This is a genomic window from Pseudomonas rhizozeae (assembly GCF_031583775.1).
In the GTDB taxonomy this organism is placed as follows: Bacteria; Pseudomonadota; Gammaproteobacteria; order Pseudomonadales; family Pseudomonadaceae; genus Aquipseudomonas.
In genome coordinates, this window is sequence record NZ_JAVLSB010000021.1 from 131,854 (window position 1) to 158,765 (window position 26,912).

At 61.6% G+C, this 26,912-nt stretch carries 33 protein-coding genes; 19 read left to right on the plus strand and 14 right to left on the minus strand.

The features are described 5' to 3' along the window. Positions 1 to 26: 26 nt before the first annotated feature. The 4 genes from RG836_RS04855 to pilG form a co-directional block, all read right to left on the minus strand. Positions 27 to 2,087, minus strand: a complete 2,061-nt coding sequence (locus tag RG836_RS04855; RefSeq protein WP_310843640.1) for a methyl-accepting chemotaxis protein — start codon at positions 2,085 to 2,087, stop codon at positions 27 to 29. A gap of 139 nt (positions 2,088 to 2,226) precedes the next feature. Beyond that, positions 2,227 to 2,766, minus strand: a complete 540-nt coding sequence (locus RG836_RS04860) for a chemotaxis protein CheW (RefSeq protein WP_310843641.1) — start codon at positions 2,764 to 2,766, stop codon at positions 2,227 to 2,229. 10 nt (positions 2,767 to 2,776) lie between these two features. Further along, positions 2,777 to 3,142 (minus strand): twitching motility response regulator PilH, encoded by a 366-nt coding sequence (pilH, locus tag RG836_RS04865; RefSeq protein ID WP_310843642.1) that lies wholly within the window; start codon positions 3,140 to 3,142, stop codon positions 2,777 to 2,779. A gap of 59 nt (positions 3,143 to 3,201) precedes the next feature. After that, positions 3,202 to 3,606 (minus strand): twitching motility response regulator PilG, encoded by a 405-nt coding sequence (gene pilG, locus RG836_RS04870; protein WP_310844438.1) that lies wholly within the window; start codon positions 3,604 to 3,606, stop codon positions 3,202 to 3,204. 235 nt (positions 3,607 to 3,841) lie between these two features. Between pilG and gshB the strand changes: the two genes are divergently transcribed. The 7 genes from gshB to RG836_RS04905 all read left to right on the plus strand — a co-directional run bounded on the left by gshB (position 3,842) and on the right by RG836_RS04905 (position 9,893). Then, positions 3,842 to 4,795, plus strand: a complete 954-nt coding sequence (gene gshB, locus RG836_RS04875) for a glutathione synthase (protein WP_310843644.1) — start codon at positions 3,842 to 3,844, stop codon at positions 4,793 to 4,795. A gap of 67 nt (positions 4,796 to 4,862) precedes the next feature. Then, positions 4,863 to 5,762, plus strand: a complete 900-nt coding sequence (locus RG836_RS04880; protein WP_310843645.1) for an energy transducer TonB — start codon at positions 4,863 to 4,865, stop codon at positions 5,760 to 5,762. Positions 5,763 to 5,983: 221 nt separating this feature from the next. After that, a complete protein-coding gene (locus tag RG836_RS04885; protein WP_310843646.1) occupies positions 5,984 to 6,556 on the plus strand; it encodes a YqgE/AlgH family protein in 573 nt (190 codons plus the stop codon). Then, positions 6,556 to 6,993: a Holliday junction resolvase RuvX gene (gene ruvX / locus RG836_RS04890; protein WP_310843647.1), complete on the plus strand. Its 438-nt coding sequence runs from the start codon at positions 6,556 to 6,558 to the stop codon at positions 6,991 to 6,993. Before RG836_RS04885 ends, ruvX begins: the two co-directional genes overlap by 1 nt. A 93-nt stretch (positions 6,994 to 7,086) precedes the next feature. Further along, on the plus strand, positions 7,087 to 7,593 hold the full coding sequence (pyrR, locus tag RG836_RS04895) for a bifunctional pyr operon transcriptional regulator/uracil phosphoribosyltransferase PyrR (RefSeq protein ID WP_310843648.1): 507 nt from the start codon (positions 7,087 to 7,089) through the stop codon (positions 7,591 to 7,593). Positions 7,594 to 7,620: 27 nt separating this feature from the next. After that, a complete protein-coding gene (locus tag RG836_RS04900; RefSeq protein WP_310843649.1) occupies positions 7,621 to 8,625 on the plus strand; it encodes an aspartate carbamoyltransferase catalytic subunit in 1,005 nt (334 codons plus the stop codon). After that, positions 8,622 to 9,893, plus strand: coding sequence for a dihydroorotase (locus tag RG836_RS04905; protein ID WP_310843650.1), 1,272 nt, complete (start codon positions 8,622 to 8,624; stop codon positions 9,891 to 9,893). The genes RG836_RS04900 and RG836_RS04905 overlap by 4 nt, the downstream gene beginning before the upstream one ends. A 48-nt stretch (positions 9,894 to 9,941) precedes the next feature. Here RG836_RS04905 and RG836_RS04910 read toward each other — a convergent pair whose 3' ends face one another. Then, positions 9,942 to 10,361 carry a TM2 domain-containing protein gene (locus tag RG836_RS04910; protein ID WP_310843652.1) on the minus strand — a complete coding sequence of 140 codons (420 nt, stop codon included), beginning with the start codon at positions 10,359 to 10,361 and terminating at the stop codon, positions 9,942 to 9,944. 250 nt (positions 10,362 to 10,611) lie between these two features. Between RG836_RS04910 and RG836_RS04915 the strand changes: the two genes are divergently transcribed. After that, positions 10,612 to 11,232: a C40 family peptidase gene (locus tag RG836_RS04915; RefSeq protein ID WP_310843653.1), complete on the plus strand. Its 621-nt coding sequence runs from the start codon at positions 10,612 to 10,614 to the stop codon at positions 11,230 to 11,232. A gap of 176 nt (positions 11,233 to 11,408) precedes the next feature. On the opposite strand, the gene RG836_RS04920 is transcribed toward RG836_RS04915, so the two are convergent. Beyond that, entirely contained in the window at positions 11,409 to 12,443 is a 1,035-nt protein-coding gene (locus RG836_RS04920; protein ID WP_310843654.1) for a type IV pilus twitching motility protein PilT, read from the minus strand. A 56-nt stretch (positions 12,444 to 12,499) separates the two neighbouring features. Here RG836_RS04920 and RG836_RS04925 point away from each other — a divergent pair, with 56 nt between their 5' ends. From RG836_RS04925 to RG836_RS04965, 9 genes are all read left to right on the plus strand, one after another. Next, positions 12,500 to 13,198, plus strand: a complete 699-nt coding sequence (locus RG836_RS04925) for a YggS family pyridoxal phosphate-dependent enzyme (RefSeq protein WP_310843655.1) — start codon at positions 12,500 to 12,502, stop codon at positions 13,196 to 13,198. Between the two features lie 34 nt (positions 13,199 to 13,232). After that, positions 13,233 to 14,051, plus strand: a complete 819-nt coding sequence (gene proC / locus RG836_RS04930) for a pyrroline-5-carboxylate reductase (protein WP_310843656.1) — start codon at positions 13,233 to 13,235, stop codon at positions 14,049 to 14,051. A 10-nt stretch (positions 14,052 to 14,061) separates the two neighbouring features. Beyond that, entirely contained in the window at positions 14,062 to 14,652 is a 591-nt protein-coding gene (locus RG836_RS04935) for a YggT family protein (protein ID WP_310843657.1), read from the plus strand. A gap of 193 nt (positions 14,653 to 14,845) precedes the next feature. Next, positions 14,846 to 15,985 (plus strand): homoserine O-succinyltransferase MetX, encoded by a 1,140-nt coding sequence (gene metX / locus RG836_RS04940; protein WP_310843658.1) that lies wholly within the window; start codon positions 14,846 to 14,848, stop codon positions 15,983 to 15,985. Between the two features lie 7 nt (positions 15,986 to 15,992). Next, positions 15,993 to 16,613, plus strand: a complete 621-nt coding sequence (gene metW, locus RG836_RS04945) for a methionine biosynthesis protein MetW (protein WP_310843659.1) — start codon at positions 15,993 to 15,995, stop codon at positions 16,611 to 16,613. 24 nt (positions 16,614 to 16,637) lie between these two features. Next, a complete protein-coding gene (locus RG836_RS04950) occupies positions 16,638 to 17,072 on the plus strand; it encodes a DUF4426 domain-containing protein (RefSeq protein WP_310843661.1) in 435 nt (144 codons plus the stop codon). Further along, positions 17,069 to 17,665 carry an RdgB/HAM1 family non-canonical purine NTP pyrophosphatase gene (gene rdgB / locus RG836_RS04955; RefSeq protein ID WP_310843662.1) on the plus strand — a complete coding sequence of 199 codons (597 nt, stop codon included), beginning with the start codon at positions 17,069 to 17,071 and terminating at the stop codon, positions 17,663 to 17,665. Before RG836_RS04950 ends, rdgB begins: the two co-directional genes overlap by 4 nt. Further along, the gene (hemW, locus tag RG836_RS04960) at positions 17,662 to 18,867 is read left to right on the plus strand and encodes a radical SAM family heme chaperone HemW (protein WP_310843663.1); all 1,206 of its coding nucleotides are present in this window, start codon (positions 17,662 to 17,664) and stop codon (positions 18,865 to 18,867) included. The genes rdgB and hemW overlap by 4 nt, the downstream gene beginning before the upstream one ends. 22 nt (positions 18,868 to 18,889) lie before the next feature. Then, a complete protein-coding gene (locus tag RG836_RS04965) occupies positions 18,890 to 19,213 on the plus strand; it encodes a DUF3392 domain-containing protein (protein ID WP_310843664.1) in 324 nt (107 codons plus the stop codon). 128 nt (positions 19,214 to 19,341) lie between these two features. Here the strand turns inward: RG836_RS04965 and trmB are convergent, their stop codons facing one another. The 4 genes from trmB to RG836_RS04985 all read right to left on the minus strand — a co-directional run bounded on the left by trmB (position 19,342) and on the right by RG836_RS04985 (position 21,594). Next, positions 19,342 to 20,067 carry a tRNA (guanosine(46)-N7)-methyltransferase TrmB gene (gene trmB / locus RG836_RS04970; RefSeq protein WP_310843665.1) on the minus strand — a complete coding sequence of 242 codons (726 nt, stop codon included), beginning with the start codon at positions 20,065 to 20,067 and terminating at the stop codon, positions 19,342 to 19,344. A 9-nt stretch (positions 20,068 to 20,076) separates the two neighbouring features. Continuing rightward, positions 20,077 to 20,871 carry a thiazole synthase gene (locus RG836_RS04975; RefSeq protein ID WP_310843666.1) on the minus strand — a complete coding sequence of 265 codons (795 nt, stop codon included), beginning with the start codon at positions 20,869 to 20,871 and terminating at the stop codon, positions 20,077 to 20,079. 60 nt (positions 20,872 to 20,931) lie between these two features. Continuing rightward, positions 20,932 to 21,132 (minus strand): sulfur carrier protein ThiS, encoded by a 201-nt coding sequence (gene thiS, locus RG836_RS04980; RefSeq protein ID WP_310843667.1) that lies wholly within the window; start codon positions 21,130 to 21,132, stop codon positions 20,932 to 20,934. 90 nt (positions 21,133 to 21,222) lie between these two features. Beyond that, the gene (locus tag RG836_RS04985) at positions 21,223 to 21,594 is read right to left on the minus strand and encodes a DUF423 domain-containing protein (protein WP_310843669.1); all 372 of its coding nucleotides are present in this window, start codon (positions 21,592 to 21,594) and stop codon (positions 21,223 to 21,225) included. 74 nt (positions 21,595 to 21,668) lie between these two features. Between RG836_RS04985 and mtgA the strand changes: the two genes are divergently transcribed. Continuing rightward, positions 21,669 to 22,391: a monofunctional biosynthetic peptidoglycan transglycosylase gene (mtgA, locus tag RG836_RS04990; RefSeq protein ID WP_310843670.1), complete on the plus strand. Its 723-nt coding sequence runs from the start codon at positions 21,669 to 21,671 to the stop codon at positions 22,389 to 22,391. 177 nt (positions 22,392 to 22,568) lie between these two features. On the opposite strand, the gene rpoH is transcribed toward mtgA, so the two are convergent. The 4 genes from rpoH to ftsY all read right to left on the minus strand — a co-directional run bounded on the left by rpoH (position 22,569) and on the right by ftsY (position 26,696). Continuing rightward, entirely contained in the window at positions 22,569 to 23,423 is an 855-nt protein-coding gene (gene rpoH, locus RG836_RS04995) for an RNA polymerase sigma factor RpoH (protein WP_003176698.1), read from the minus strand. A 113-nt stretch (positions 23,424 to 23,536) separates the two neighbouring features. Beyond that, entirely contained in the window at positions 23,537 to 24,559 is a 1,023-nt protein-coding gene (gene ftsX, locus RG836_RS05000) for a permease-like cell division protein FtsX (RefSeq protein WP_310843672.1), read from the minus strand. Then, entirely contained in the window at positions 24,556 to 25,227 is a 672-nt protein-coding gene (gene ftsE, locus RG836_RS05005; protein WP_310843674.1) for a cell division ATP-binding protein FtsE, read from the minus strand. The genes ftsX and ftsE overlap by 4 nt, the downstream gene beginning before the upstream one ends. Continuing rightward, on the minus strand, positions 25,224 to 26,696 hold the full coding sequence (gene ftsY / locus RG836_RS05010; protein WP_310843675.1) for a signal recognition particle-docking protein FtsY: 1,473 nt from the start codon (positions 26,694 to 26,696) through the stop codon (positions 25,224 to 25,226). The genes ftsE and ftsY overlap by 4 nt, the downstream gene beginning before the upstream one ends. On the opposite strand from ftsY, the gene RG836_RS05015 reads away from it, so the two are divergent. Continuing rightward, positions 26,586 to 26,885: a hypothetical protein gene (locus RG836_RS05015; RefSeq protein WP_310844456.1), complete on the plus strand. Its 300-nt coding sequence runs from the start codon at positions 26,586 to 26,588 to the stop codon at positions 26,883 to 26,885. The genes ftsY and RG836_RS05015 overlap by 111 nt on opposite strands. The last annotated feature ends 27 nt before the right edge of the window (positions 26,886 to 26,912 follow it).

Genomic DNA, 26,912 nt, shown 5'->3' on the forward strand with positions numbered 1-26,912 from the left:
TCAACATTCATGCGCCCGCAGGCGGCTCAAGCTTTGTCCACATCCGCGACTGGCGCCGCCGGCAAGGTGAAACCGGACACCGAGCGGCGCAACTGGCTGGCCATTTTCGCCAGGTTGCCGATGCTCTCGGCGGTGGCGGTGGAGCCGGACGAGGTCTGCGTGGTGATCTGCTGGATCACGTTCATCGTCAGGGAAATCTGCCCCGCCGACGAGGTTTGCTGCTGCGCCGCGTTGGAGATGCTCTGGATCAACGCCGCCAGGGTCTTGGACACGCCTTCGATTTCTTCCAGGGCCACCCCGGCATCCTGCGCCAGTCGCGCGCCGCGCACCACTTCGGTGGTGGTCTGCTCCATGGAAATCACCGCTTCGTTGGTGTCGGTCTGGATCGCCCGCACCAGGGTTTCGATCTGCCGGGTCGCCGCCGACGAGCGCTCGGCCAGGCGCTGAACTTCATCGGCGACCACCGCAAACCCGCGCCCGGCATCCCCGGCCATCGAAGCCTGGATGGCGGCGTTCAGGGCGAGGATGTTGGTCTGATCGGCAATGTCGTCGATCAGGCTGACGATGTCGCCGATTTCCTGGGACGACTCGCCCAGACGCTTGATGCGCTTGGCGGTGTCCTGGATCTGCTCGCGAATGTTGTCCATGCCGTGGATGGTGTTGTGCACCACCTCGTTGCCCTTGTTGGCGATCTCCACCGAGCGCTCGGCCACCGCCGAGGATTCGGCGGCGTTGGCCGACACCTGGTCGATGGACTGGGCCATTTCATTGATCGAGGTGGACGCTTCGGAGATCTGCTGCGCCTGGTGCTCCGAGGCTTGCGCCAGGTGCATGGCGGTGGCCTGGGTTTCCTGCACGGCGGCGGCGACCTGGCCGGCGGTGAGGTTGATGGTCGCCACCAGATCGCGCAATTGGTCCACGGAATAATTGATCGAGTCGGCGATGGTCCCGGTGAAGTCTTCGGTCACCGAGGCGGTCACGGTGAGGTCGCCGTCGGCCAGGTCTTCGATCTCATCGAGCAGGCGCATGATCGCGGTCTGGTTACGCTCGTTCTTCTCGGCGGTTTCCTGCAACTGGCGGTTGGTCTCGCGGACCATCACCAGACCAATCAGGATGATCGACATCAACGCCGCCAGCCCCAGCACGTAACCGCCAATGGTGTCGATGTTGCGCCCGCCGGCGAGGTTTTCGAAACCGGTCGCCAGATGGGAAGCCTCGTCGAGCAGGGTTTGCGACAAGGTGAAGATGCTGGAGGCCGATTCGCGGACCTTGAACAGCTCCGGCGAGGTTTCGAGGATTTCGTCCACCGAGCCGGAGACGAATTCAAACAGCTCGGAAATTTCCGTCAAACGCGCCCGGGCATCGCGGTCTTCGACCTGAGGGATTTTCAGGGTCGGATTACCTTGCAGCATGCCGTTGAGCACCTGGCCGAACCGTGCGGCATCGCGACCGAAGACGTCAGCGGCCTGTTGCGCGGTTTCGTCGCCCGCCAGCACGGTGTTGACCGCACCGAGAATGCGCTCGGCCAACAGCGACTGGCGCTGGGCCATGGCCACTTGCGCCGCCGGGGCGCCTCGCTGCAAGAGGATTTCCACCACGTGTTCGTATTCCACCTGCAGTTGCGGCACGGTCTCGGCGAGGGTCGCGGCCACTTGATGCAGAGAGAGCACGGTCTGCTCGCTGGAGAGAATCGCGTCAGTGTTTTTCAGCAAGCGTTCCCAGTCGGTCTGCACCGCGCGCATTTCCGGGTGCACGGCAGCCGGAGCGGGCGGCAGGCCGGTGGCCGGGTCGCCTTTTTTCAGGTAACCCCAACGCTGGGCGAAGTCATTGCGCGCATCGCTGAGCAACTTGAACGCTGCCGCTTTGCCGGCCGCCGCTTCGGTGGCGTTTTTGGCGATGCGTTGCGACAGCACCCGCAGCTCCCCGGCATGGCCGATGTACTGTTTGTCGTAGGTGGCCTGGGTGTTGAGGTAGGCGAAGTTGGCGAACAGCAGCATGATGAAGACGATCAGCGCGATAAATAGCGCGACGATCTGCGAACGACTGCGCGACCCTGCCAATGCCTTGCCTGTTTTTGCTTTTATCATTGGTCCTCGCCTGTTAACCCACATTAAACCTGTGGGAGCGAGCCTACTCGCGAATGCGTTGGATCAGCTTGCATCCTTTTCGGATGGGCTGCCGTCTTCGCGAGCAGGCTCGCTCCCACCAGGAGCACCATCGCTCACACTATATGGCGACATCCCTGAAGCCCGACGACCGCACCAGCGCAAACGGGCTGAACACCTGCCAGTGCTGTTCACCCTGGAAGCGTCCTTGGATGAAGGCCGACACCGGCCCGTCGAGGTCGTCCATCAGCAGCGGCTCCAGGCTGTCCTGGGCGAAATGCTGCAAGCCGAACACTTCATCGACCATCAGCCCGGCAAACACGTCGTCATGCTCGATCACCAATACCCGGCGCTGTTTGCGCAGCGGCGACAGTTCGTGCCCGAACAACGCGCACAGGTCCATCACCGGCAGCAGCCGCCCGCGCAGATTGGCCACGCCCTTGACCCACGAGCGTACGCCCGGCATCTGGGTCACGCGCGGTTCGTGCAGCACCTCGCTGACTTCGCCCATCGGTGCCACGTACCAGCGCTCGCCGAGGCGAAAGCCAATGCCGCTCCAATTGTCCTGGCGCGCCGGTTGCGACGGCAAATCCGCCGCCAGCAAGCGACAGCGCTGGTCAATTTGCAGCAGCAGCTCGAACGCGGTCAGCGATTCGCTCATGACCGCGCCGTCAGCCGGGCAATACGTTGTTCAGGGTCTTGATCAGGGTTTCTTCGTCGACCGGTTTGGTCAGGTAATCCTTGGCGCCCTGGCGAGTGCCCCAGACCTTGTCGGTGTCCTGATCCTTGGTGGTGATGATGATCACCGGGATGTGCCCGGTGTCCGGGTCCTTGGTCAGTTGGCGGGTGGCCTGGAAACCATTGAGGCCGGGCATGACAATGTCCATCAGCACTGCATCGGGTTTTTCCTGGCGGGCCAGGGCCACGCCGTCGGCGCCGTTTTCGGCCTTCAACACTTCATGACCGTGCTTTTCCAGCATACCGGTCAGTTTGTACATTTCAGTCGGCGAGTCATCGACGATCAGAATACGAGCCATGGTCTTCCCCATTTTTTTGTCGACCCCCGGCCCACTGGCCGAGCATCAGGGTGCGTGTCCTACTGCGGCGTTACAGCGGCAAAGCCCGGAACATGGGCCTGGATTGCGTTGAGCAGTTCTTCCTTGCTGAAAGGCTTGGTCAAAAATTGATCAGATCCGACGATGCGGCCCTTCGCCTTGTCGAACAGCCCGTCCTTGGACGACAGCATAATCACTGGCGTGGACTTGAACGCACTGTTGTTCTTGATCAGCGCGCAGGTCTGATAGCCATCCAGACGCGGCATCATGATGTCGACAAAGATGATGCCGGGGTGGTGATCGGCGATCTTGGCCAAGGCATCGAACCCGTCGATGGCCGTGATCACTTCGCACCCCACGTGTTTCAACAGCGTTTCGGCGGTGCGGCGGATCGTCTTCGAATCGTCGATCACCATAACCTTCAAGGCGCTGGACTGCTGTTCCATATCTGCTCTGCCGTCGCCGGTGGTCATCTATTTTGTCCGTGTGCGGTTCCCCTGCGCCAGAAACCCTTGATGCTCAAGGGCCAGCACGGCGTGGCAGCCTTTTTAGCACAGACGCCTGCGGCAATCTATCGACTGACCGATGCGGCGGTTTTTCCTTGACCGGGAACCCGCTCAGCGCCACTCTGACGCCACTTTTTCATCGCCATTCGGCCACCCAAATTTCGAGGAAACCCCCATGAGCGTTCGCGTCGGGATTGTCATGGACCCTATCGCCAGCATTTCCTATAAAAAGGATAGCTCGCTGGCCATGTTGCTGGCGGCGCAAAAGCGCGGCTGGGAGCTGTTCTATATGGAGCAGCGCGATTTGTATCAGGGCGAAGGCGCTGCCCGCGCTCGGATGCGTCCGCTGCAGGTGTTCGCCAATCCGGAAAAATGGTTCGAACTGGGCGCTGAAAGCGATGCGCTGCTAAGCGATCTGGACGTGATCCTGATGCGCAAGGATCCGCCGTTCGACATGGAATTCGTCTACAGCACTTACCTGCTGGAACAGGCCGAAGCCGCCGGCGTGCTGGTGGTCAACAAGCCGCAGAGTCTGCGCGACTGCAACGAAAAACTGTTCGCCACGCTGTTCCCGCAGTGCACGCCGCCGACCGTGGTCAGCCGCCGCGCCGACGTCTTGCGTGAATTCGCCGCCAAGCACGGTGACGTGATCCTCAAGCCGCTGGACGGCATGGGCGGCACCTCGATCTTCCGCCACCGGGTCGGCGACCCTAACCTGTCGGTGATCCTCGAAACCCTGACCGCCCTCGGCACCCAGCAAATCATGGGCCAGGCTTACCTGCCAGCGATCAAGGACGGCGACAAGCGCATTCTAATGATCGATGGCGAACCGGTGGATTATTGCCTGGCACGGATCCCGGCCGCCGGCGAAACCCGTGGCAACCTCGCGGCCGGCGGCCGTGGCGAAGCGCGTCCGTTGAGCGACAAGGATCGCTGGATCGCCGCACAAGTCGGCCCGACCCTGCGCGAGAAAGGCCTGCTGTTCGTCGGCCTCGATGTGATCGGCGAGCACCTGACCGAAATCAACGTCACCAGCCCGACCTGCATCCGCGAAATCGACAATGCCTTTGGCACGGACATTGGCGGCATGCTGATGGATGCCATCGATCAGAAGCTCAAGGCGCGCTGATCTAGATGCAGCCAACATTGCGTTATGATGCGCGGCCTGTAAAAAACGCGATGTTGGTCTTTTGCTGATGACACTCCCTTCCGATCTGCCTGCCGAACTCGCCCATCGCGGCGTGCGCCCGGCCGATCGCCTGGGTTTTACCCTGTTCCTCGCGGCGCTGGTGCACTTGGCCCTGATCCTTGGCCTGGGATTTACCTTCGCCGAGCCAAAAACCATCAGCAAAACCCTGGAAATCACTCTCGCCACCTTCAAAAGCGAGACCGCGCCGAAGAAAGCCGACTTTCTCGCCCAGGAAAACCAGCAAGGCAGCGGCACGCTCGATAAGAAGGCGGTCCCTAAGACCACCGAAGTGGCGCCGTTCCAGGCCAACGAAGTGAAGAAGGTCACGCCACCGCCGCCGGCCAAGCCCCGGGAAGTCGAGGCCGCGCCCAAGGCTGCGGTGACCACGACGGCGCCGCAGCCGAAAAAGGCCTCGCCCAAGAAAGAAGAGATCAAGTCGGAGCCGACGCCCAAACCGCCCGCGCCGACTTTCGACAGTTCGCAACTGTCCAGCGACATCGCCAGCCTGGAAGCCGAACTCGCTAACGAACAACAGCTGTACGCCAAGCGCCCACGCATCCACCGCTTGAGCGCCGCGTCGACCATGCGCGACAAAGGTGCCTGGTATAAGGATGAATGGCGCAAGAAGGTCGAGCGCATCGGCAACCTCAATTACCCCGACGAAGCCCGACGCAAACAGATCTACGGCAATTTGCGGTTGATGGTCTCAATCAACCGCGACGGCTCGCTGTACGAAGTGCTGGTGCTGGAGTCCTCGGGCCAACCGCTGCTCGACCAGGCGGCGCAGCGCATCGTCCGGCTCGCCGCGCCGTTTTCGCCGTTCACCGGGGATTTGTCGGACATTGATCGACTGGAAATCATCCGCACCTGGAAGTTTGCCCGCGGCGACAGGCTGTCCAGTAACTGATTACACGCTTCAGCCTTTGTGACGAGGGAGCTAGTGTGGCGAGGGAGCTTGCTCCCGCTGGGCTGCGAAGCAGCCCCAAAAAAAATGCGAGCGCTGCGCACTCGAGCGGGAGCAAGCTCCCTCGCCACAACAAGCCCACTCCCACATTTGATCTGTGCTGGTTGCCAAATTGCGCCATCCCCAGCTTGTCAGTTCGCCCCTCCGACGCCACACTAGCGCACATGAAAAACGTCAGCCCCACCTACCTCAAGCATCACTTCCTGATCGCCATGCCGCATATGGCCGACCCGAATTTTGCTCATACCTTGACCTACATCGTCGAGCACACAGCGAATGGGGCCATGGGGCTGGTAGTCAACCGACCGCAAGAGCTGAACCTGGCCGACATCCTCGAGCAGCTGCGCCCGGACATCGAGCCGCCAGTGCTCTGCCAGCACGTGCCGATCTTCATCGGCGGGCCGGTGCAGACGGATCGCGGGTTTGTCCTGCACCCGTCCGGCAAGACCTTTCAGGCCACGGTCGAGCTGGAAGGCGAGCTGGCGCTGTCGACCTCGCAAGACGTGCTGTTCGCCATCGCGGATGCGGTCGGGCCGACACAAAGCCTGATCGCCCTCGGCTACGCCGGCTGGGAAGCCGGGCAGCTCGAAGCCGAGCTCGCGGATAACGCTTGGCTGACCTGCCCTTACAGCGCCGACATCCTGTTCAACACCAACAGCGAAAGTCGCCTTGAAGCCGCGGCCCGGCACCTGGGCGTCAACCTCAGTTTGCTCACCAGCCAGGCGGGCCACGCCTGATGGCCCTGCGTCTGATCCTCGGTTTTGACTACGGCACCAAACAGATCGGCGTTGCCGTGGGCCAGGTGATCACCGGCCAGGCCCGTGAACTGTGCACTTTGAAAGCGCAGAACGGCGTGCCCGACTGGAATCAGGTCGAAGCGCTGATCAAGGAATGGAAACCCGATGCCGTGGTCGTCGGCCTGCCGCTGAACATGGACGGCACGCCGAGCGAGATGTGCTTGCGCGCGGAGAAGTTCGCCCGGCGCCTCAACGGCCGCTTCAATCTGCCCTTTTATACCCACGATGAACGCCTGACCACCTTCGAGGCCAAGGGCGAGCGCCGTGATCGTGGCGGCCAGAAAGGCAGTTACCGCGACAACCCGGTGGATGCGATCGCCGCCGCCCTGCTGCTGCAAGGCTGGCTCGACGAAAACACCGCACTGTTCGAATCCTGAAGAGCCGCCACGGCGTCTCTCTTAGCTACAACCCGAGCCACATCCCGCGTGCCACACCCGCGAATCCCGGCTCGGGCCCAAGAAGGAGCAACCATGAGCCTGCCCAATCCCGCCGAACTGATCAGTCAGATGGCGACGCGCCTGACCGCCCATTTGCATCACCGTGGCATCAGCGAACCGCGCTACATCGGCATTCGCACCGGTGGCGTGTGGGTCGCCCAGGCCTTGCTCGCCGAACTGCGCAGCGATTCGCCGCTCGGCACCCTGGACGTTTCCTTCTATCGCGACGACTTCAGCCAGAACGGCCTGCACCCACAAGTGCGTCCGTCGGCCCTGCCCTTTGAAATCGAAGGCCAGCATCTGGTGCTGATCGACGACGTGCTGATGAGCGGTCGCACCATCCGCGCCGCCCTCAACGAATTGTTCGACTACGGTCGCCCGGCCAGCGTGACCCTGGTCTGCCTGCTGGACCTGGACGCCGGCGAACTGCCGATCCGCCCGAATGTGGTCGGCGCCACCCTGGCGCTGGCCGCGCACGAGCGGGTCAAGTTGTCCGGGCCGTCGCCGCTGGCCCTTGAACTGCAAGACTTCGCCCTTTAATCCGCCCTATTGAGAGTCCCCCTCGCGATGACGCCTCTAGATACCAAGCGCCCGCTGCAGCTCAATGATCAGGGCCAGCTGCAACACTTCCTCTCGCTCGACGGTTTGCGCCGCGAGTTGCTGACGGAAATTCTCGACACCGCCGACTCGTTCCTCGAAGTCGGCGCCCGGGCGGTGAAGAAAGTCCCGTTGCTGCGCGGCAAGACCGTGTGCAACGTGTTCTTCGAAAACTCTACCCGCACCCGTACCACGTTCGAACTGGCGGCCCAACGGCTTTCAGCGGATGTGATTACCCTGAACGTGTCGACATCGTCGGCGAGCAAGGGGGAAACGCTACTGGATACCCTGCGCAACCTGGAAGCCATGGCCGCCGACATGTTCGTCGTGCGCCACGGTGATTCCGGCGCGGCGCACTTCATCGCCGAACACGTCTGCCCGCAGGTGGCGATCATTAACGGCGGCGACGGCCGGCATGCGCACCCGACCCAAGGCATGCTCGACATGCTGACCATTCGCCGGCACAAGGGCGGTTTCGAGAACCTTTCGGTGGCAATCGTTGGCGATATCCTGCACTCGCGAGTGGCACGCTCGAACATGCTGGCGCTCAAAACCCTCGGTTGCCCGGACATCCGGGTGATCGCGCCGAAAACCCTGCTGCCGATCGGCATCGAGCAATACGGGGTCAAGGTCTACACCGACATGACCGAGGGCTTGAAGGACGTCGACGTGGTGATCATGTTGCGCCTGCAACGCGAGCGAATGACCGGCGGCCTGCTGCCCAGCGAAGGCGAGTTCTACCGTTTGTTCGGCTTGACCACCGCGCGCCTGGCCGGGGCCAAGCCTGATTGCATCGTGATGCATCCGGGGCCGATCAACCGCGGGGTGGAAATCGAGTCCGCGGTGGCCGACGGTCCGCATTCGGTGATCCTCAATCAAGTCACCTATGGCATCGCAATCCGCATGGCCGTGTTGTCCATGGCCATGAGCGGGCAAACGGCGCAACGTCAATTCGAGCAGGAGAAGGCCCAGTGAAGCTCAGCATTCTCGGCGCCCGCGTCATCGATCCAGTCTCCGGGCTGGACAGCGTTACCGACATTCATATCGAAGCCTGCAAGATCGTCGCCCTCGGCGCCGCACCCGCCGGTTTCAGCGCTCTGGAAACCATCGACGCCCAAGGCCTGGTGGCCGCACCGGGGCTGGTCGACCTGAACGTCGCCCTGCGCGAGCCGGGCTACAGCCGCAAAGGCTCGATCGCCAGCGAAACCCGCGCTGCGGCGGCTGGCGGCGTGACCAGCCTGTGCTGCCCGCCCAACACCAAACCGGTGCTGGACACCTCGGCCGTCGCTGAACTGATCCTCGACCGCGCCCGCGAGGCCGGCAACACCAAAGTGTTCCCGATTGGCGCCTTGAGCAAAAACCTCGACGGCGAGCAACTGGCCGAGCTGATTGCCTTGCGCGACGCCGGTTGCGTGGCATTCGGCAATGGCCTGGACAGCTTCCGCAACACCCGCACCCTGTGCCGGGCGCTGGATTACGCGGCGACCTTCGACCTGACGGTGATTTTCAACTCCCAAGACCACGACCTCGCTGAAGGCGGCCTGGCGCACGAAGGCGCCACTGCCAGTTTCCTTGGCTTGCCAGGGATTCCGGAAACCGCCGAAACCGTGGCCCTCGCCCGTGATCTGCTGCTGGTGGAACAGACCGGTGTGCGCGCGCATTTCAGCCAACTGACCAGCGGTCGCGGCGCAGCGTTGATTGCCCAGGCCCAGGCCCGTGGTCTGAAGGTCACAGCGGATGTAGCGTTGTATCAGTTGATCCTCACCGATGAAGCGCTGATCGACTTCAGCAGCCTCTATCACGTACAGCCGCCGCTGCGCACCCGCGCTGACCGCGATGGCCTGCGCGAAGCGGTGAAGTCAGGGGTGATTTCGGCAATCTCCAGCCATCACCAGCCCCACGAACGCGACGCCAAACTGGCACCGTTCGGCGCTACCGAGCCGGGCATCAGCAGCGTCGAACTGTTGCTGCCGCTGGCGATGACTCTGGTGGAAGATGGTCTGCTCGACCTGCCGACTTTGCTCAGTCGCCTGAGCAGCGGCCCGGCCGAGGCCTTGCGCTTGCCGGCGGGCAAACTGGCGGTGGGTGGCGCGGCGGATATCGTGCTGTTCGATCCGGCGGCGTCCACTGTGGTCGGCGAAGGCTGGTTATCCAAGGGTGAGAACTGCCCGTTCCTCGGGCAGACCTTGCCGAGCTTGGTGCGCTATACGCTGGTGGATGGGCGAATCAGTCACCAGGCGTGATCCTGACACGGTGGCGGGGGGCATGCTCCCTCGCCACAAAAAGCAGGCTCAGCGGCTTTGGGCGTTACGCACCGAAATCTGGTCGTTCAAGGTCCAGAAGTCGTACAGGATGCCCAGGAAGAACAACCCACCCGTCACCAGGTACAGCAAGCCGCTGAGCCATTTGCCTTGATACATGCGATGCACGCCCAGCAAGCCGAGGAAGGTCAGCAGCAACCACGCCACGCTGTATTCGATCGGGCCCGGTGTGAAGCGCAAAGTCGCCTCGCGATCCATGGCCGGGATCAGAAACAGGTCAATCAGCCAGCCAATTCCCAGCAAACCGAAGGTGAAGAACCAAATCGTCCCGGTGACTGGCTTGCCGTAATAAAAGCGGTGTGCGCCGGTGAAACCGAAAATCCACAACAGGTAACCCATGACGTTGCTGTGGGTATTGCGGGTGACGACAGGCGTTCGATAGGTGTTCATAAGTTCCCTCTCCACGCTTGATAGATAAATATTCTTGGATTCTTTGTGACTTTTTTACGCGCGCCCGACGTATGGCAAATGCTACCTTCACTCCCGTCAAAGCCTTGCTACGCCTGACTTCTGTCCGACAATTGCGCCAAATTGCCGCTTCTTTGCCGACGTTGACCCCGAGGTTGAATCGACCAACGGCCTCAGAAGGGACAAAAAAGCTGTTATAAAGTTGCGCGCTAACTTATATGAGCCTTGCCTAATGCGTCCATTTTTCAAGACATGGCTAACCATTTGCCTATTAATGCCACTGGCCGCCCACGCCACCAATCGTGAGCAACGTCTTCCTAACGTAAATGGTTACACCCCAAAATCCCATGTTTCTGCTCCCGTCAGCAAAAACAAGAAAAGCACTAAACAGTCGACCACCCTCAGCAAGGCCAACAGCAAGCTGGTACCGCCCATGGCGACCAAGCAGAGCAGCAATGTGCTCAGCCGTGCCGTTAATGTGCTGGGCACCCCTTATCGCTGGGGCGGCAGCAGCCCGAGCAAAGGCTTCGATTGCAGCGGCCTGGTGAAATACGCGTTCAACGACGAGACCTTCGACCTGCCCCGCACCTCGAACGCCATGGCCAGCGGCCACGGGGAGAAAGTCGAGCGCAGCGACTTGAAGCCGGGCGACCTGATTTTCTTCAACATCAAGAGCCGTCGGGTCAACCATGTGGCCATCTACTTGGGCAACGACCGCTTTATCCACGCCCCGCGCCGTGGCAAATCGGTGACCATCGATACCCTGAAGAAACCGTACTGGGAAAGCCACTATGTGGTGGCCAAGCGGGTTCTGCCGAAAGAACCGAACCAGATGCGCGTCGTTCAGCGCTGATCTGACAAATGCCCACCTTCATGGTGGGCTTTTTCGTTAAGGGCCGAGTAACTATGGCGAGGGAGCTTGCCCTCGCGAAGTCGCGCAGCGCCTTAAACAGGCTTGGGCCTGCTGCGCAGTCCAGCGGGAGCAAGCTCCCTCGCCACGAAAGACACAGCTAAAGCCCACAGCACTTCTCAGAAATTATCCGGTGTCCGCGCCTTCTCCCGCGCCTGATCGCGACTGATCAGCCCCTTGGCCACCAAATCCTTCAAGCACATGTCCAGGGTCTGCATCCCCAGGTTGCCGCCGGTCTGGATCGACGAGTACATCTGCGCCACTTTGTCTTCGCGGATCAGGTTACGGATCGCCGAGGTGCCCAGCATGATCTCGTGCGCCGCCACCCGGCCGCCGCCGATTTTCTTGATCAGGGTCTGGGAAACCACCGCTTGCAGGGATTCGGAGAGCATCGAGCGCACCATGGATTTCTCTTCGGCCGGGAACACGTCCACCACCCGGTCGATGGTTTTCGCCGCTGAGGTGGTGTGCAGGGTGCCGAACACCAAGTGCCCGGTTTCTGCCGCGGTCAGTGCCAGGCGAATGGTTTCCAGGTCGCGCATCTCCCCTACCAGAATCACGTCCGGGTCCTCGCGCAAGGCTGAGCGCAGGGCCGTGGAGAAGCTGCGGGTGTCGCGGTGCACTTCGCGCTGGTTGATCAGGCATTTACGCGATTCGTGGACGAACTCGATCGGGTCTTCGATGGTGAGAATGTGGTGATGACGATGGTTGTTCAGGTAATCGATCATCGCCGCCAGGGTTGTGGACTTGCCGGAACCGGTGGGGCCGGTGACCAGCACCAGGCCACGGGGGGATTCGGTAATCTTGCGAAACACTTCTCCCATGCCCAGGTCATCCATGCTCAGGACCTTCGACGGGATGGTGCGGAATACCGCGCCCGGCCCACGATTCTGGTTGAAGGCATTGACCCGAAACCGCGCGACACCGGGCACTTCGAAGGAAAAGTCGGTTTCCAGCGACTCCTCGAAGTCCACCCGCTGCTTGTCGTTCATGATGTCGTAGATCAATTCCTGGACCTGTTTGTGGTCCAGCGCCGGCAGATTGATCCGTCGCACATCGCCGTCGACCCGAATCATCGGCGGCAGGCCAGCCGACAAGTGCAAGTCCGATGCGCCCTGTTTGGCGCTGAACGCCAGCAGCTCCGTGATATCCATAGTGCTCCTCAATTCCAGTAGAATGCCGCGAACCTTCAGACCGCTGGCGCCTCTTGATGTCCACGATAGCAGACAACATCGCACGGGTTGAGGCACGCATCCGCGCTGCCGCCCTCGCCGCTCACCGCGACGAACACAGCGTGCGGCTCCTGGCCGTGAGCAAGACCAAACCCGCCGAGGCGCTGCGCGAGGCCTACGCGGCCGGCGTGCGGGAGTTTGGCGAGAATTACCTGCAAGAGGCGCTGGGCAAGCAGGCCGAATTGGCCGACCTGCCCTTGAGTTGGCACTTCATCGGCCCCATTCAATCGAACAAGACGCGCGCTATCGCCGAGAACTTCGCTTGGGTGCATTCCGTGGATCGCTTGAAAATCGCCCAACGCCTCTCCGAACAACGCCCGGCCGAGTTGCCGCCGCTGAACATCTGCATCCAGGTCAACGTCAGTGGCGAGGCCAGCAAATCAGGCTGTGCCCCGGACGACCTGCCCGCCCTGGCCAGCGCCATCAGTGCATTGCCGCGCCTGACGTTGCGCGGGCTGATGGCGATTCCCGAGCCGACTGAAGATCGCGCCGCCCAGGATGCCGCTTTTGCTGCCGTACAGACCTTGAATGAGCACCTGCGCGACCACCTCGATTTGCCGGTCGACACCCTTTCCATGGGCATGAGCCATGACCTTGAGTCAGCCATCGCCCAAGGCGCCACCTGGGTGCGGATCGGTACCGCCCTGTTTGGCGCCCGCGACTACGGTCAGCCTTGAACGTGACCGACTCCCCTCTTTATAAGGACCTGACATGAGCAAGACCCGTATTGCCGTTATCGGTGCCGGAAACATGGCCGCGAGTTTGATCGGCGGCTTGCGCGCCAAGGGCCTGGACGCTTCGCAGATCCGCGCCAGCGATCCCACTGCCGAGACCCGTGCGCGGGTCAACGCCGAACACGGCATCGAATTGTTCGCGGATAACGCCGAGGCCATCCAGGGCGCCGACGTGATCGTGCTGGCGGTCAAGCCGCAGGCGATGAAAGCCGTGTGCGAAGCCCTTCGCCCCCGCCTTACCGGCGAGCAACTGGTGGTCTCGATTGCCGCCGGCATCACTTGCGCGAGCATGAATAGCTGGCTCGGCCCTCAACCGATCGTGCGCTGCATGCCCAACACCCCGGCACTGCTGCGCCAGGGCGTGAGTGGCCTGTTCGCCACCGCCCAGGTCAGCGCCGAACAGCGCCAGCAGGCACAAGAGCTCCTGTCCGCCGTGGGCATCGCCTTGTGGCTCGACCAAGAACAGCAACTGGACGCGGTGACCGCGGTGTCCGGTTCCGGCCCGGCGTACTTCTTCCTGTTGATCGAAGCCATGACCGCCGCTGGCGTGAAGCTCGGCCTGCCGCCCGCCACCGCCGCCCAGTTGACGTTGCAAACCGCCCTCGGCGCCGCGCACATGGCGGTGGCCAGTGATGTCGATGCCGCGGAATTGCGCCGCCGGGTGACATCGCCGGCCGGTACTACCGAAGCCGCGATCAAGTCGTTCCAGGCCGGGGGCTTCGAAGCCCTGGTGGAAAAAGCATTGGGTGCCGCCGCGCACCGCTCGGCCGAAATGGCCGAACAACTGGGTCAATAAGGGGACTTTCATGATTGGATTGAACACCGCCGCGGTCTACGTGCTGCAAACCCTCGGCAGTCTGTACCTGCTGATCGTGTTGCTGCGCTTCGTGCTGCAACTGGTCCGCGCCAACTTCTATAACCCGCTGTGCCAGTTCGCCGTGAAAGCGACCCAGCCGCTGCTCAAGCCGCTGCGCCGGATTATCCCGAGCCTGTTCGGCCTGGACATGTCCTCGCTGGTACTGGCGATCCTGGTGCAACTGGCGCTGATGGCCCTGACCCTGCTGCTCACCTACGGCACCACCGGCAGCTTCCTGCAGTTGCTGATCTGGTCGATCATTGGCGTGACCGCGCTGTTCCTGAAGATTTTCTTCTTCGCCCTGATCATCAGCGTGATCCTGTCGTGGGTCGCCCCGGGCAGCCACAACCCAGGCGCCGAACTGGTCAACCAGATCTGCGAGCCGGCCCTGGCGCCGTTCCGCAAAATCCTGCCGAACCTCGGTGGTCTGGACATCTCGCCGATTCTCGCCTTCATGGTCCTCAAACTGCTGGACATGCTGGTGATCAACAACCTGGCGGCGATGACCCAGATGCCGGAGATCCTGCGGCTGCTGATCTGATGACCCGAAAAAAACGCAGCCTTCGCGAATAGTTCCAAGCATGGCTCCCACTCTGTCTGCCCTTGTGGGAGCGAGCCTGCTCGCGAAGGCCGCGCCTCCCATTCGAATGAATGAAGTCAGGCCTTGGGCCTTCGCTTGCCGCTAGGGGCAGCGGTCTTTAGACTTACGCCTCATTTCAATGAGAGCAGGGTCGATGCCAGCTGCCTTCCCCCCCGATTCTGTTGGTCTGGTGACGCCGCAAGTGGCGCACTTCAGCGACCCCCTGGCCTTGGCCTGCGGCCGTTCGCTCCCCGCGTATGACCTGATCTACGAAACCTACGGCACGCTGAACGCCACGGCGAGCAACGCCGTGTTGATCTGCCACGCTTTGTCCGGCCACCACCATGCCGCCGGTTACCACAGCGTCGACGAGCGCAAACCCGGTTGGTGGGACAGCTGCATCGGCCCCGGCAAGCCCATCGACACCCGCAAGTTCTTCGTGGTCAGCCTGAACAACCTGGGCGGCTGCAACGGCTCCACTGGCCCGAGCAGCCTCAACCCGGAGACCGGCAAACCCTTCGGCGCCGACTTCCCGGTGCTGACCGTCGAAGACTGGGTGCACAGCCAGGCGCGCCTCGCTGATCGCCTGGGCATCGGCCAATGGGCGGCTGTCATCGGCGGCAGCCTCGGCGGCATGCAGGCGATGCAATGGAGCATTACTTACCCCGAGCGCATCCGCCATTGCCTGGCCATTGCCTCGGCGCCAAAGTTGTCGGCGCAGAACATCGCCTTCAACGAAGTGGCGCGCCAGGCGATCCTCACCGACCCCGAGTTCCATGGCGGTTCGTTCCAGGAAGCGGGCGTGATCCCCAAGCGTGGGCTGATGCTGGCGCGGATGGTCGGGCACATCACTTACCTGTCCGACGATTCCATGGGCGAGAAATTCGGCCGCGGCCTGAAAAGCGAAAAGCTTAACTACGACTTCCACAGCGTTGAGTTCCAGGTGGAAAGCTACCTGCGCTATCAGGGCGAGGAGTTCTCCGGGCGGTTCGACGCCAACACTTACCTGCTGATGACCAAGGCCCTGGACTACTTCGATCCGGCGGCGAACTTCGACGATGACCTGGCGAAAACCTTCGCCGGCGCCAAGGCCAAGTTCTGCGTGATGTCGTTCACCACCGACTGGCGGTTCTCCCCGGCCCGTTCGCGGGAACTGGTAAACGCGCTGATGGCGGCGAAAAAAGACGTCTGCTACCTGGAAATTGACGCACCGCAGGGCCACGACGCCTTCCTGATTCCGATCCCGCGTTATCTGCAGGCCTTCAGCAATTACATGAATCGAGTGAGGGTGTGAGAAAGCCATGAGAGCTGATCTGGAAATCATCCAGGAATGGATCCCCGCCGGCAGCCGCGTGCTCGACCTCGGTTGCGGCGACGGCGAGTTGCTGACCTGGTTGCGCGACCACAAGCAAGTGACCGGCTACGGCCTGGAGAACGACCCAGATAACATCGCCGAGTGCGTGGCCAAGGGCATCAACGTTATCGAGCAAGATCTGGACAAGGGCCTGGGCAACTTCGCCAGCGACAGTTTTGACGTGGTGGTCATGACCCAGGCGTTGCAAGCGGTGCATTACCCGGACCGCATCCTCGACGAAATGCTGCGGGTCGGCCGCCAGTGCATCATCACTTTCCCCAACTTCGGGCACTGGCGCTGCCGCTGGTACCTGGCGAGCAAAGGCCGGATGCCGGTCTCGGAATTTTTGCCGTACACCTGGTACAACACGCCGAACATCCACTTCTGTACCTTCGAAGACTTCGAAGCCCTGTGCCGCGAACGGGACGCCAAGGTCATTGATCGGCTGGCTGTGGATCAACAGCACCGCCACGGGTGGGCCAGCAAGCTTTGGCCTAATCTGTTGGGTGAAATCGGCATTTACCGCGTCAGCAGCCCCGCGCTTGCGGACCTCAAAATCGCGGTGTAAACCTCGTACTCAAGGAGAACGATCATGGGTCGTTTCGCGTTAATGCTGCTCGGCGCCTGCCTGAGCGTCTCGGCAACGGCCGCCGACGTCATCAAGGGCGAACGCAAGGAAACCTTTGGCGACGTGACGGTGCATTACAACACGTTCCACTCGACTTACCTGACGCCAGAGATCGCCAAGGCTGCCGAGTTGATCCGCAGCAAGAACCAGGGCGTGATCAATGTGTCGGTGATCAAGGGCGGCAAGCCGCTAATGGCGCAAGTCAGCGGTACGGTCAAAGACCTGACCAGCAAAAGCGTGCCCCTGACGTTCCGCCAGGTGACCGAGCAAGGCGCGATCTACTACCTCGCGCAATACCCGGTCGACCAGCAGGAAACCCGTACCTTCGAGATCAAGGTGCAGACCGGCGACAAGATCAACACCATCAACTTCAACCAAGAGCTTTTCCCCGGCGAATGATCACTTTCCCGCAACTCGTACTGGCCAGCCACAACGCCGGCAAACTCAAAGAACTCCAGGCCATGCTCGGTGATTCGGTGCAACTGCGCTCGATCGGTGAGTTCAGTCAGGTCGAGCCCGAAGAAACCGGCCTGTCGTTCGTCGAGAACGCCATCCTCAAGGCCCGTAACGCGGCGCGTATTTCCGGCCTGCCGGCGCTGGCCGATGATTCCGGGCTGGCGGTGGATTTCCTCGGCGGCGCGCCGGGCATCTACTCGGCCCGTTACGCCAACGGCCAGGGCGACGCGGCGAACAACGCCAAGTTGCTCGACGCCTTGAAAGACGTGCCGGACGCCGAGCGCGGTGCACAGTTCGTCTGCGTGCTGGCACTGGTGAGGCATGCCGACGATCCGCTGCCGATCCTTTGCGAAGGCCTGTGGCACGGGCGCATTCTGCACACTGCCAGCGGTGCACACGGTTTTGGCTACGACCCGTTGTTCTGGGTGCCGGAGCGCGACTGCTCAAGCGCCGAGCTGAGCCCCGCCGACAAAAACCAGATCAGCCACCGCGCCCGCGCGATGGTTCTGCTGCGCCAGCGTCTGGGCCTGAAATGACCCACGACGCATCCGCGTTACCGCTGATTGCGGGCGGCGCCGCAACCACCCCTCGGCGCGCATTGCCGATACTGCCGCCCTTGGCGCTGTACATTCACATCCCGTGGTGCGTGCGCAAATGCCCCTATTGCGACTTCAACTCCCATACCGCCAGCCCGGTGCTGCCGGAAGAGGAGTACGTCGACGCATTGCTGGCCGATCTCGACCAGGACCTGCACGCGGTGTATGGCCGTGAACTGAGTTCGATCTTCTTCGGCGGCGGCACGCCCAGCCTGTTCAGCGCCGAAGCCCTGGGCCGGCTACTCGAAGGCGTCGAGCAGCGCATCCGGTTTGCCAGCGACATTGAAATCACCCTGGAAGCCAACCCCGGCACCTTCGAGCAAGAGAAATTCGTCGCGTACCGGGCGCTGGGGATCAATCGCCTGTCGATCGGTATCCAGAGCTTCCAGGAAGAGAAACTCAAAGCCCTGGGGCGGATTCACAACGGTGACGAAGCGGTGCGTGCTGCTGGCATGGCTCGCCAGGCTGGGTTCGACAACTTCAACCTGGACCTGATGCACGGCTTGCCCGATCAGTCCCTGGACGATGCGCTGAGCGATTTGCGCCAAGCCATCGCCCTAAAGCCGACGCATTTGTCCTGGTATCAACTGACCCTGGAGCCGAACACCGTGTTCTGGAACCAGCCGCCGGCCCTGCCGGAAGACGACACGCTGTGGGACATTCAAGAGGCCGGCCAGGCGTTGCTGGCCGAGCACGGTTACGCGCAATACGAAGTGTCAGCCTATGCCCAGCCCGGTCGCCCGGCGCGGCATAACCTCAATTACTGGAGTTTTGGTGACTTCATTGGCATCGGCGCCGGCGCCCACGGCAAGCTTAGCCATCCGGACGGGCGCATCGTGCGCACCTGGAAGACCCGGTTACCGAAGGATTACCTCAACCCCGCGAAACACTTCCAGGCCGGCGAAAAGGCGCTGACCAACGACGAACTGCCGTTCGAGTTCCTGATGAACGCCTTGCGCCTGACAGAAGGTGTTGAGTCGCGGCTCTATTCCGAGCGTACCGGCCTGCCCCTGGAAAGCCTCGCCGCCGGCCGCCGCGAGGCCGAACAAAGCGGCTTGTTGCGAGTCGAACCGTCACGCCTGGCGGCCACCGAACGCGGCCAGCTGTTTCTTAACGACTTGCTGCAGACATTTCTGAGCTGATTTCAGCCTTAAGGGAAAACCAATGGATTTGATCCTCGACCTGCTCGCCACCGTGTCCCGCTGGAGCCGCAGTAACCTGTCGGAAATTTCGCTGGCGCTGGTGGGCTGTCTGCTGGTGCTGTTCGGCGCCGACATCAAAGGCTGGGTCGATCAACGCTTGGGCAGCATCGCCGGCGCCTTGCGCGTCCCGCTGATGGCCCTGGTGTGCATGGTCGGCAGCGGCCTGGCGCTGATCTACGCCACCCCGTGGATCATCCGTGGGCTGAGCCAGTTCAACAATTACAGCCTGGCACCGGTGTTGTTGGTGGTGCTGGTGTTGATTGGCGTGGTTGCTGACCGCCGCTGATTTTTTCGCTGCACAAAAAAATGTGGGAGCGAGCCTGCTCGCGAATAGGCCATGGCATTCAACATCTTCTGTGAATGTCAGACCGCCTTCGCGAGCGGACTCGTTCCCACATTGGTATTGCGTAGGGCTTAGGACAGTTTTTCGAACTTCAGGTCCCAGACGCCATGCCCAAGGCGTTCGCCACGGCGTTCGAACTTGGTGATCGGCCGCTCGCTCGGGCGCGGGACGCATTTGCCGTCTTCGGCGAGGTTGCGGTAGCCCGGGGCGACGTTCATCACTTCCAGCATGTACTCGGCGTAGGGTTCCCAGTCGGTGGCCATGTGCAGCACACCGCCGACTTTCAACTTGCTGCGCACCAGTTCGGCGAACGAAGCCTGGACGATCCGGCGCTTGTGGTGACGACTCTTGTGCCAAGGGTCGGGGAAAAACAGCATCAAGCGATCGAGGCTGTTATCGGCGATGCAACGATTGAGCACTTCGATCGCGTCGCAATCGTAGACCCGCAGGTTTTTCAGGCCTTGGGTCAGCACACCATTGAGCAACGCGCCGACACCCGGACGGTGCACTTCGACGCCGATGAAATCCTGCTCCGGTGCCGCGGCAGCCATTTCCAGCAGCGAATGGCCCATGCCGAAACCGATTTCCAGCGAGCGCGGTGCCGAGCGACCGAACACCTGGTCGAAGTCCACCGGCGCGTCGGCCAGCGGCAGCACGAACAGCGGCGTGCCTTGGTCGAGGCCGCGCTGCTGGCCTTCGGTCATGCGCCCGGCGCGCATCACGAAACTCTTGATGCGGCGGTGTTGGCGCTCTTCGCCTTCTTCCGTCTGGATAGGCGTGTCGTTCGATTCAGTCATCAATGGCTCTTACTTGATCAGACCATCCAGCGGCGAGGAAGCGCTGGCATAGAGTTTCTTCGGCATGCGGCCGGCGAGGTAGGCCAGGCGGCCCGCGACGATCGCGTGGTTCATGGCTTCGGCCATCATGATCGGTTGCTGGGCGTGGGCGATGGCCGAATTCATCAGCACCGCGTCGCAACCCAATTCCATCGCAATGGTAGCGTCGGAGGCGGTGCCCACGCCGGCATCGACCAGCACGGGAATATTGGCTTCTTCGAGGATGATCTGCAGGTTATACGGGTTGCAGATCCCCAGGCCCGAGCCGATCAAACCGGCCAGCGGCATGACAGCGATGCAGCCGATGTCCGCCAGTTGCCGGGCGATGATCGGGTCATCGCTGGTGTAGACCATCACGTCGAACCCTTCCTTGACCAGCGTTTCGGCGGCTTTGAGGGTTTCGATCACGTTCGGGAACAGGGTTTTCTGGTCCGCCAGCACTTCCAGCTTCACCAGATTGTGGCCGTCGAGCAGCTCACGGGCCAGGCGGCAGGTGCGCACGGCCTCGATGGCGTCGTAGCAGCCGGCGGTGTTCGGCAGGAAGGTATAGCGATCCGGTGACAGGACTTCGAGCAGGTTCGGTTCGCCCGGGGTCTGGCCGAGGTTGGTGCGGCGCACGGCGAAGGTGACGATCTCGGCACCCGAGGCCTCGATGGCGAGGCGGGTTTCTTCCATGTCACGGTATTTGCCGGTACCGACCAGCAAACGCGACTGGTAAGTACGACCGGCCAAGACGAAAGGCTTGTCGCTACGAACGATGCTCATGGGAAATCCTCTGTTGGGGTGAGGTTCTGCAGAATGCCGCGGCCGCTGGGGGCCGAATGATCAACCGCCGCCGATGGCGTGCACGACTTCGACATTGTCGCCGTCATTGAGCGTGGTGTCGGCATGCTGGCTGCGCGGGACGATATCCAGATTGAGCTCCACCGCCACCCGGCGCCCGGTCAGTTCCAGACGGGTCAGCAGGGCCGCAACGGTTTCACCGTCGGGCAGGTCAAGGGATTCGCCGTTCAACTGAATGCGCATGCCGAAAGCCGCCATCATTTTTAGGGGCTGGCATTCTAGCCTGATCCGTCAGGTCGGCCCAACCCATTCATGACGAAATGGACTGTACGGTCAGCTCAACCGCCAGGCGGCAAGCCCCAGACAGAACCAGCCAATCAGGAATGCCAAACCGCCAAACGGGGTGACGATGCCGAGCTTGCTGACGCCGGTCAGGGTCAGCAGGTACAGGCTGCCGGAGAACAGCAGGATGCCGATGACAAACGAAGCGCCGGCCCAGGTCACCAGGCGCCCAGGAATCTGCGTTGCGAGCAGTGCGACGCCAAGCAAGGCCAGGGTGTGCACCAGTTGATAGGTGACGCCGGTCTGGAAAATCGCCAGATACTCCGCGCTCAGGCGGTTTTTCAGGCCATGGGCGGCGAACGCGCCGAGGGCGACACCGGTGAAACCGAAGAAAGCGGCCAGCATCAGAAAGCCACGCAGCATGAAGAACTCCAGTCAGACTCGATCAGCAGGGTCTGTATAATGGCCCGCTCCACGGGTTCGGCCAAGCCATCTCTATGCTGCGATTATTTCTCCGCCGGTTCACAAAGGCCCTGCTCTGGTTCATGGGCGGCAGCGTCGTGCTGGTTTTGCTGTTTCGCGTGGTGCCCCCGCCGGGCACGGCGCTGATGGTCGAGCGCAAAGTCGAGTCGTGGATCGATGGCGAACCCATTGACCTGCAACGCACTTGGAAGCCCTGGGATGAAATCTCCGACGACCTGAAAGTCGCAGTGATCGCCGGCGAGGACCAGAAATTCGCTGAGCATTGGGGCTTCGATATCGGCGCGATACAGGCCGCTTTCGCCCATAACGAGCGTGGTGGTTCGATTCGCGGCGCCAGCACCCTGAGCCAGCAAGTCTCGAAAAACCTGTTCCTGTGGTCCGGTCGCAGTTGGTTGCGCAAAGGCCTGGAAGCCTGGTTCACCGGGCTGATCGAGGTGCTCTGGCCGAAGCAGCGAATTCTTGAGGTGTACCTCAATAGCGTCGAGTGGGACGACGGCGTGTTTGGCGCCGAGGCGGCGGCCCGCCATCACTTCGGCGTCGGCGCCCGCTCGCTGTCGCGCCAGCAGGCCAGTTTGCTCGCCGCGGTGCTGCCCAACCCCCGGGTGTGGAGTGCCAGCCATCCAACGTCCTACGTAGCGCGGCGGGCCGGCTGGATTCGCCAGCAGATGAACCAGTTGGGCGGCGATGGCTATCTGGTGGGGCTGAATGATTCGCGGCGAGCGCCTTGGGCGCAGTAGCTTCGATAGAACACCCTAGACCACTAGAGAGCGAGCCTGCTCGCGAAAGCGCTGGATCAATCAATGTTGTGCCGACTGATAAGCCCCATTCGCGAGCGGGCTCGCTCCCACCGGCCAGAAACAAAAACGCCCCGATCGTCACTGATCAGGGCGTTTTTTTGTTGCCTGTCGCTAAGGTCAGGCGGCGATCGACAACTTGAGCTTGTTCATTGCGCTCTTCTCGAGCTGACGAATACGCTCGGCCGACACGTTGTACTTTTGCGCCAGGTCGTGCAGCGTGGCTTTCTCTTCTGCCAGCCAGCGCTGGTAGAGGATGTCACGGCTGCGATCGTCCAGCACTTCCAGCGCTTCGTGCAGGTTGTGGTTGGAGTTGTCGCTCCAGTCGGCATCTTCCAGTTGACGCGCCGGGTCGTACCGGTGGTCTTCCAGGTAGTTGGCCGGCGACTGGAAGGCGCTGTCGTCATCCGCTTCGGCGGCCGGGTCGAACGCCATGTCGTGGCCGGTCAGGCGACTTTCCATCTCGCGCACTTCGCGCGGCTCCACCCCGAGGCTCTCAGCCACGCGATGGACTTCTTCGTTGTTCAGCCACGCCAGACGTTTCTTCTGGCTGCGCAGGTTGAAGAACAGCTTACGCTGCGCCTTGGTGGTCGCAACTTTCACGATCCGCCAGTTGCGCAAGATGAATTCGTGAATTTCAGCCTTGATCCAATGCACCGCAAAGGACACCAGGCGCACGCCCATTTCCGGGTTGAAGCGCTTGACCGCTTTCATCAAGCCAACGTTACCTTCCTGGATCAGGTCAGCCTGGGCCAGGCCGTAGCCGGAATAGCTGCGGGCAATGTGTACGACAAATCGCAGGTGGGCGAGCACCATCTGCCGAGCCGCCCCCAAATCCTGCTCATAATAGAGACTCTCGGCCAGTTCACGCTCCTGCTCTGGCGTCAGCAATGGAATGCTGTTCACCGTGTGCACATAGGCTTCCAGGTTTGCGCCTGGAACCAGAGCATAAGCAGGTTGCAAAGAAGTGGTCATACGAAAAAACCTCCGACTTACATAACTCGTGCAGTTCAGCACTGCGAAAATTGACCGGGAACCGTAGGACAAGTTCCCATACACGCTGAAAGGTCAATACGAGCAAAAAGACACTACTTCGGCGCGAGTTCCCTTAGATGCCTCGCTACCGCAATCCATGCACCGATATACCCCAACAGCACCGCACCAAGCAAGAGCGACAGACCGTCGGCCGCTGGCACCCCGGCCAGCGCAAAATCGCTGCCGTACAAACCGGCCAGCCCGACGACGGCATCGTTCAGCCAATCCAGGCCGAACGCCAAAACGCCCCAGGACAAAATCCCCGCACCGAAGCCATACAACGCGCCCATATAAAGAAAAGGCCTGCGCACATAGCTGTCAGTGCCGCCGACGAGTTTAATCACTTCTATCTCGGTGCGACGGTTTTCGATATGAAGACGAATGGTATTGCCTATCACCAAAAGTAATGCGGACACCAGCAGCACCGTCAGGCCGAAGACAAACCGGTCGCCGAGCTTGAGAATCGCCGCCAGACGCTCAACCCAGACTAAATCAAGTTGCGCCTGTTGTACCTTCGGCAGCTCGGAAAGTCTTTGTCGTAATGCTTCAAGCGCCGGCTTGTCGACTTCGTTCGGCGTCACCAGCACCACGCCCGGCAACGGGTTGCTTGGCAGCTCCTTGAGCGCCTCGCCCAGGCCAGACTGCTGCTGGAATTCTTCGAGCGCCTTGTCACGGCTGATGTACTCAGCTTCCGCCACGCCAGGCATGTTCTTGATCTGCTCGCGCAAGGCCTCGCCTTCGGTCGGCGAGGCTTCCAATTGCAGGTACAGCGAAATCTGCGCTGCCCGCTGCCACGAACCGCCAAGCCGCTCGACATTACTGAGCAGCAGCGACAAGCCCATGGGCAAGCTCAATGCCACCGCCATCACCAGGCAGGTGAAGAAGCTGCCGATCGGCTGCTTGCCTAACCGGCGCAGACTGTCGAGCAGGCTGGCACGATGGCTTTCGATCCAGGCGTGAAACAGCGTCGCGAAGTCCGGGCCGTCATCATCGTCGCGTTTTTTCTTCTGCGGTTGCGGATCGGCAGCCTTGGGGGCCACGCGTTCGGAGACTTTAGGGCTACGGGTCGCACTCATACCCCGGCCTCCCCGTCGCCGATCAATCGGCCACGCTGCAAGGTCAGCATGCGATGGCGCATGCGCGCGATCAGGGCCAGGTCGTGACTGGCAATCAGTACGCTGGTGCCCAGGCGATTGATGTCTTCGAACACACCCATGATTTCCGCCGCCAGGCGCGGGTCGAGATTACCGGTGGGTTCATCCGCCAGCAGCAAGGCCGGGCGATGGACGATGGCGCGGGCGATACCGACCCGCTGTTGCTGACCGGTGGACAGGTCGCCAGGGTACAGATCGGTCTTGTCCGACAGCGCCACGCGCTCCAGGGCCGAATCCACGCGCTTGGTGATTTCCGCCTTCGACAAACCGAGAATCTGCAACGGCAAGGCCACGTTGTTGAACACCGTGCGATCAAACAGCAACTGGTGATTCTGGAACACCACGCCGATCTGCCGGCGCAGGAACGGAATCTGCGCATTGCTGATGGTGCTCAGGTCTTGCCCGGCCAGCAGCAGTTTTCCTGTCGTCGGGCGCTCCATCGCCAGCAGCAGGCGCAGCAAGGTGCTTTTACCGGCACCGGAATGGCCGGTGACAAACAGGAATTCGCCGCGACGGACTCGAAAGCTCAGCTCATGCAGGCCGACGTGGCCGTTCGGATAGCGTTTACCGACCTGTTCGAAACGAATCATGAACGCTCCCGCTCGGCAAACAGTGCCTGGACAAAGGGTTCAGCCTCAAAAGTGCGCAGATCATCAATGCCTTCACCGACACCGATGTAGCGAATCGGCAAACCGAATTGCTTGGCCAGAGCGAAAATCACCCCGCCCTTGGCCGTGCCATCCAGCTTGGTCAGCGCCAGCCCGGTCAGTGCAACGGTCTGGTGGAATTGCTTGGCCTGGTTGATGGCGTTCTGGCCGGTACCGGCGTCGAGCACCAGCAGCACTTCGTGCGGCGCGTCGGCGTCGAGCTTGCCGATCACCCGGCGAACCTTTTTCAGCTCTTCCATCAGGTTGTCTTTGGTGTGCAAGCGGCCGGCGGTGTCGGCGATCAATACGTCGATGCCGCGGGCCTTGGCGGCCTGCACCGCATCGAAGATCACTGAAGCCGAATCCGCGCCGGTGTGCTGGGCGATCACCGGGATCTTGTTGCGCTCACCCCAGACCTGCAACTGCTCGACTGCTGCGGCACGGAAGGTATCGCCGGCGGCAAGCATGACTTTCTTGCCTTCGAGTTGCAGCTTCTTCGCCAGCTTGCCGATGGTGGTGGTTTTGCCGGCACCATTGACACCTACCACCAAAATCACGAAGGGCTTGTGTTGCGAACTGATCACCAGCGGCTGTTCGACCGGTTTGAGCATGGTTGCCAGCTCTGCTTGCAGCGACTTGTACAGCGCGGCGGCATCGGCCAATTCCTTGCGCGCGACTTTCTGGGTCAGGCGTTGAATGATCACGGAGGTGGCTTCGACGCCTACGTCGGCGGTCAACAAACGGGTTTCGATGTCTTCGAGCAACTCGTCATCGATGATTTTCTTGCCGAGAAACAGGCTGGCCATGCCTTCGCCGATGCTGGCGCTGGTCTTCGACAGCCCCTGCTTCAAACGGGCGAAAAAACCGGCCTTGGTTTCGGCGGTAACGACGGCTGGCGGTGCGTCGACCACCGTAGGCGCTTCAACGGGTGCGGGCGCTGGCTCGACAAACGCGGCGATCACCGGTTGTGGCACGTCAGGCTCTTCGATAAGAGGTTCAGCCAGCGGCTCCGGCTCGACCACCAACAGTTCGACGGCTTGCTGGGCTTCGGTCGGCGCGGGGATCGGCGGCGGCAGATGCTCGGCGGCTTCGTCCTCGACCAGCGCCACCGGTTCTTCGGCAACGGGCAATGGCGGCCAAGGCGCGGGCTCGGATTCGGCGACGGGTTCTGGCTCGGGCACCGGTTGGAGGACCGGCTCAGCCATTGGCAAAACAATCGGCGTGGCTTCTATAGAAGCGGGAGAAGCGGGCTCGCTGACCGGTTCTGGCAAAACCGGTTCCGGCACTGTCTCAGGAAGCGTTTGCGGCTGTTCGACGACGGTTTCCTGCGGCTTTTTGCGCAGCCATCCGAACAGGCTTTTTTTCTCACCAGCCGCAGCTGGGGTCTTCTTGTCGTCGTTGGAACCAAACATGGAGGACGGCTATCTCACGGTAGCGACGCGCCACACTGGCGCCTCGGCAATAAATTATCGATGCAGAACAGACTGCAATTGATCCAGCTTGTTCAGGCGCAACATTTTGTCGACGTGCGCAAAAGCACGGAAAAGGTCGACGTTTACGAAGGACTGGAACGTCATCATCGGCGAAAACGCAGAGTTTAGCTGACAAACCCAAAGCTTCTGCCGACT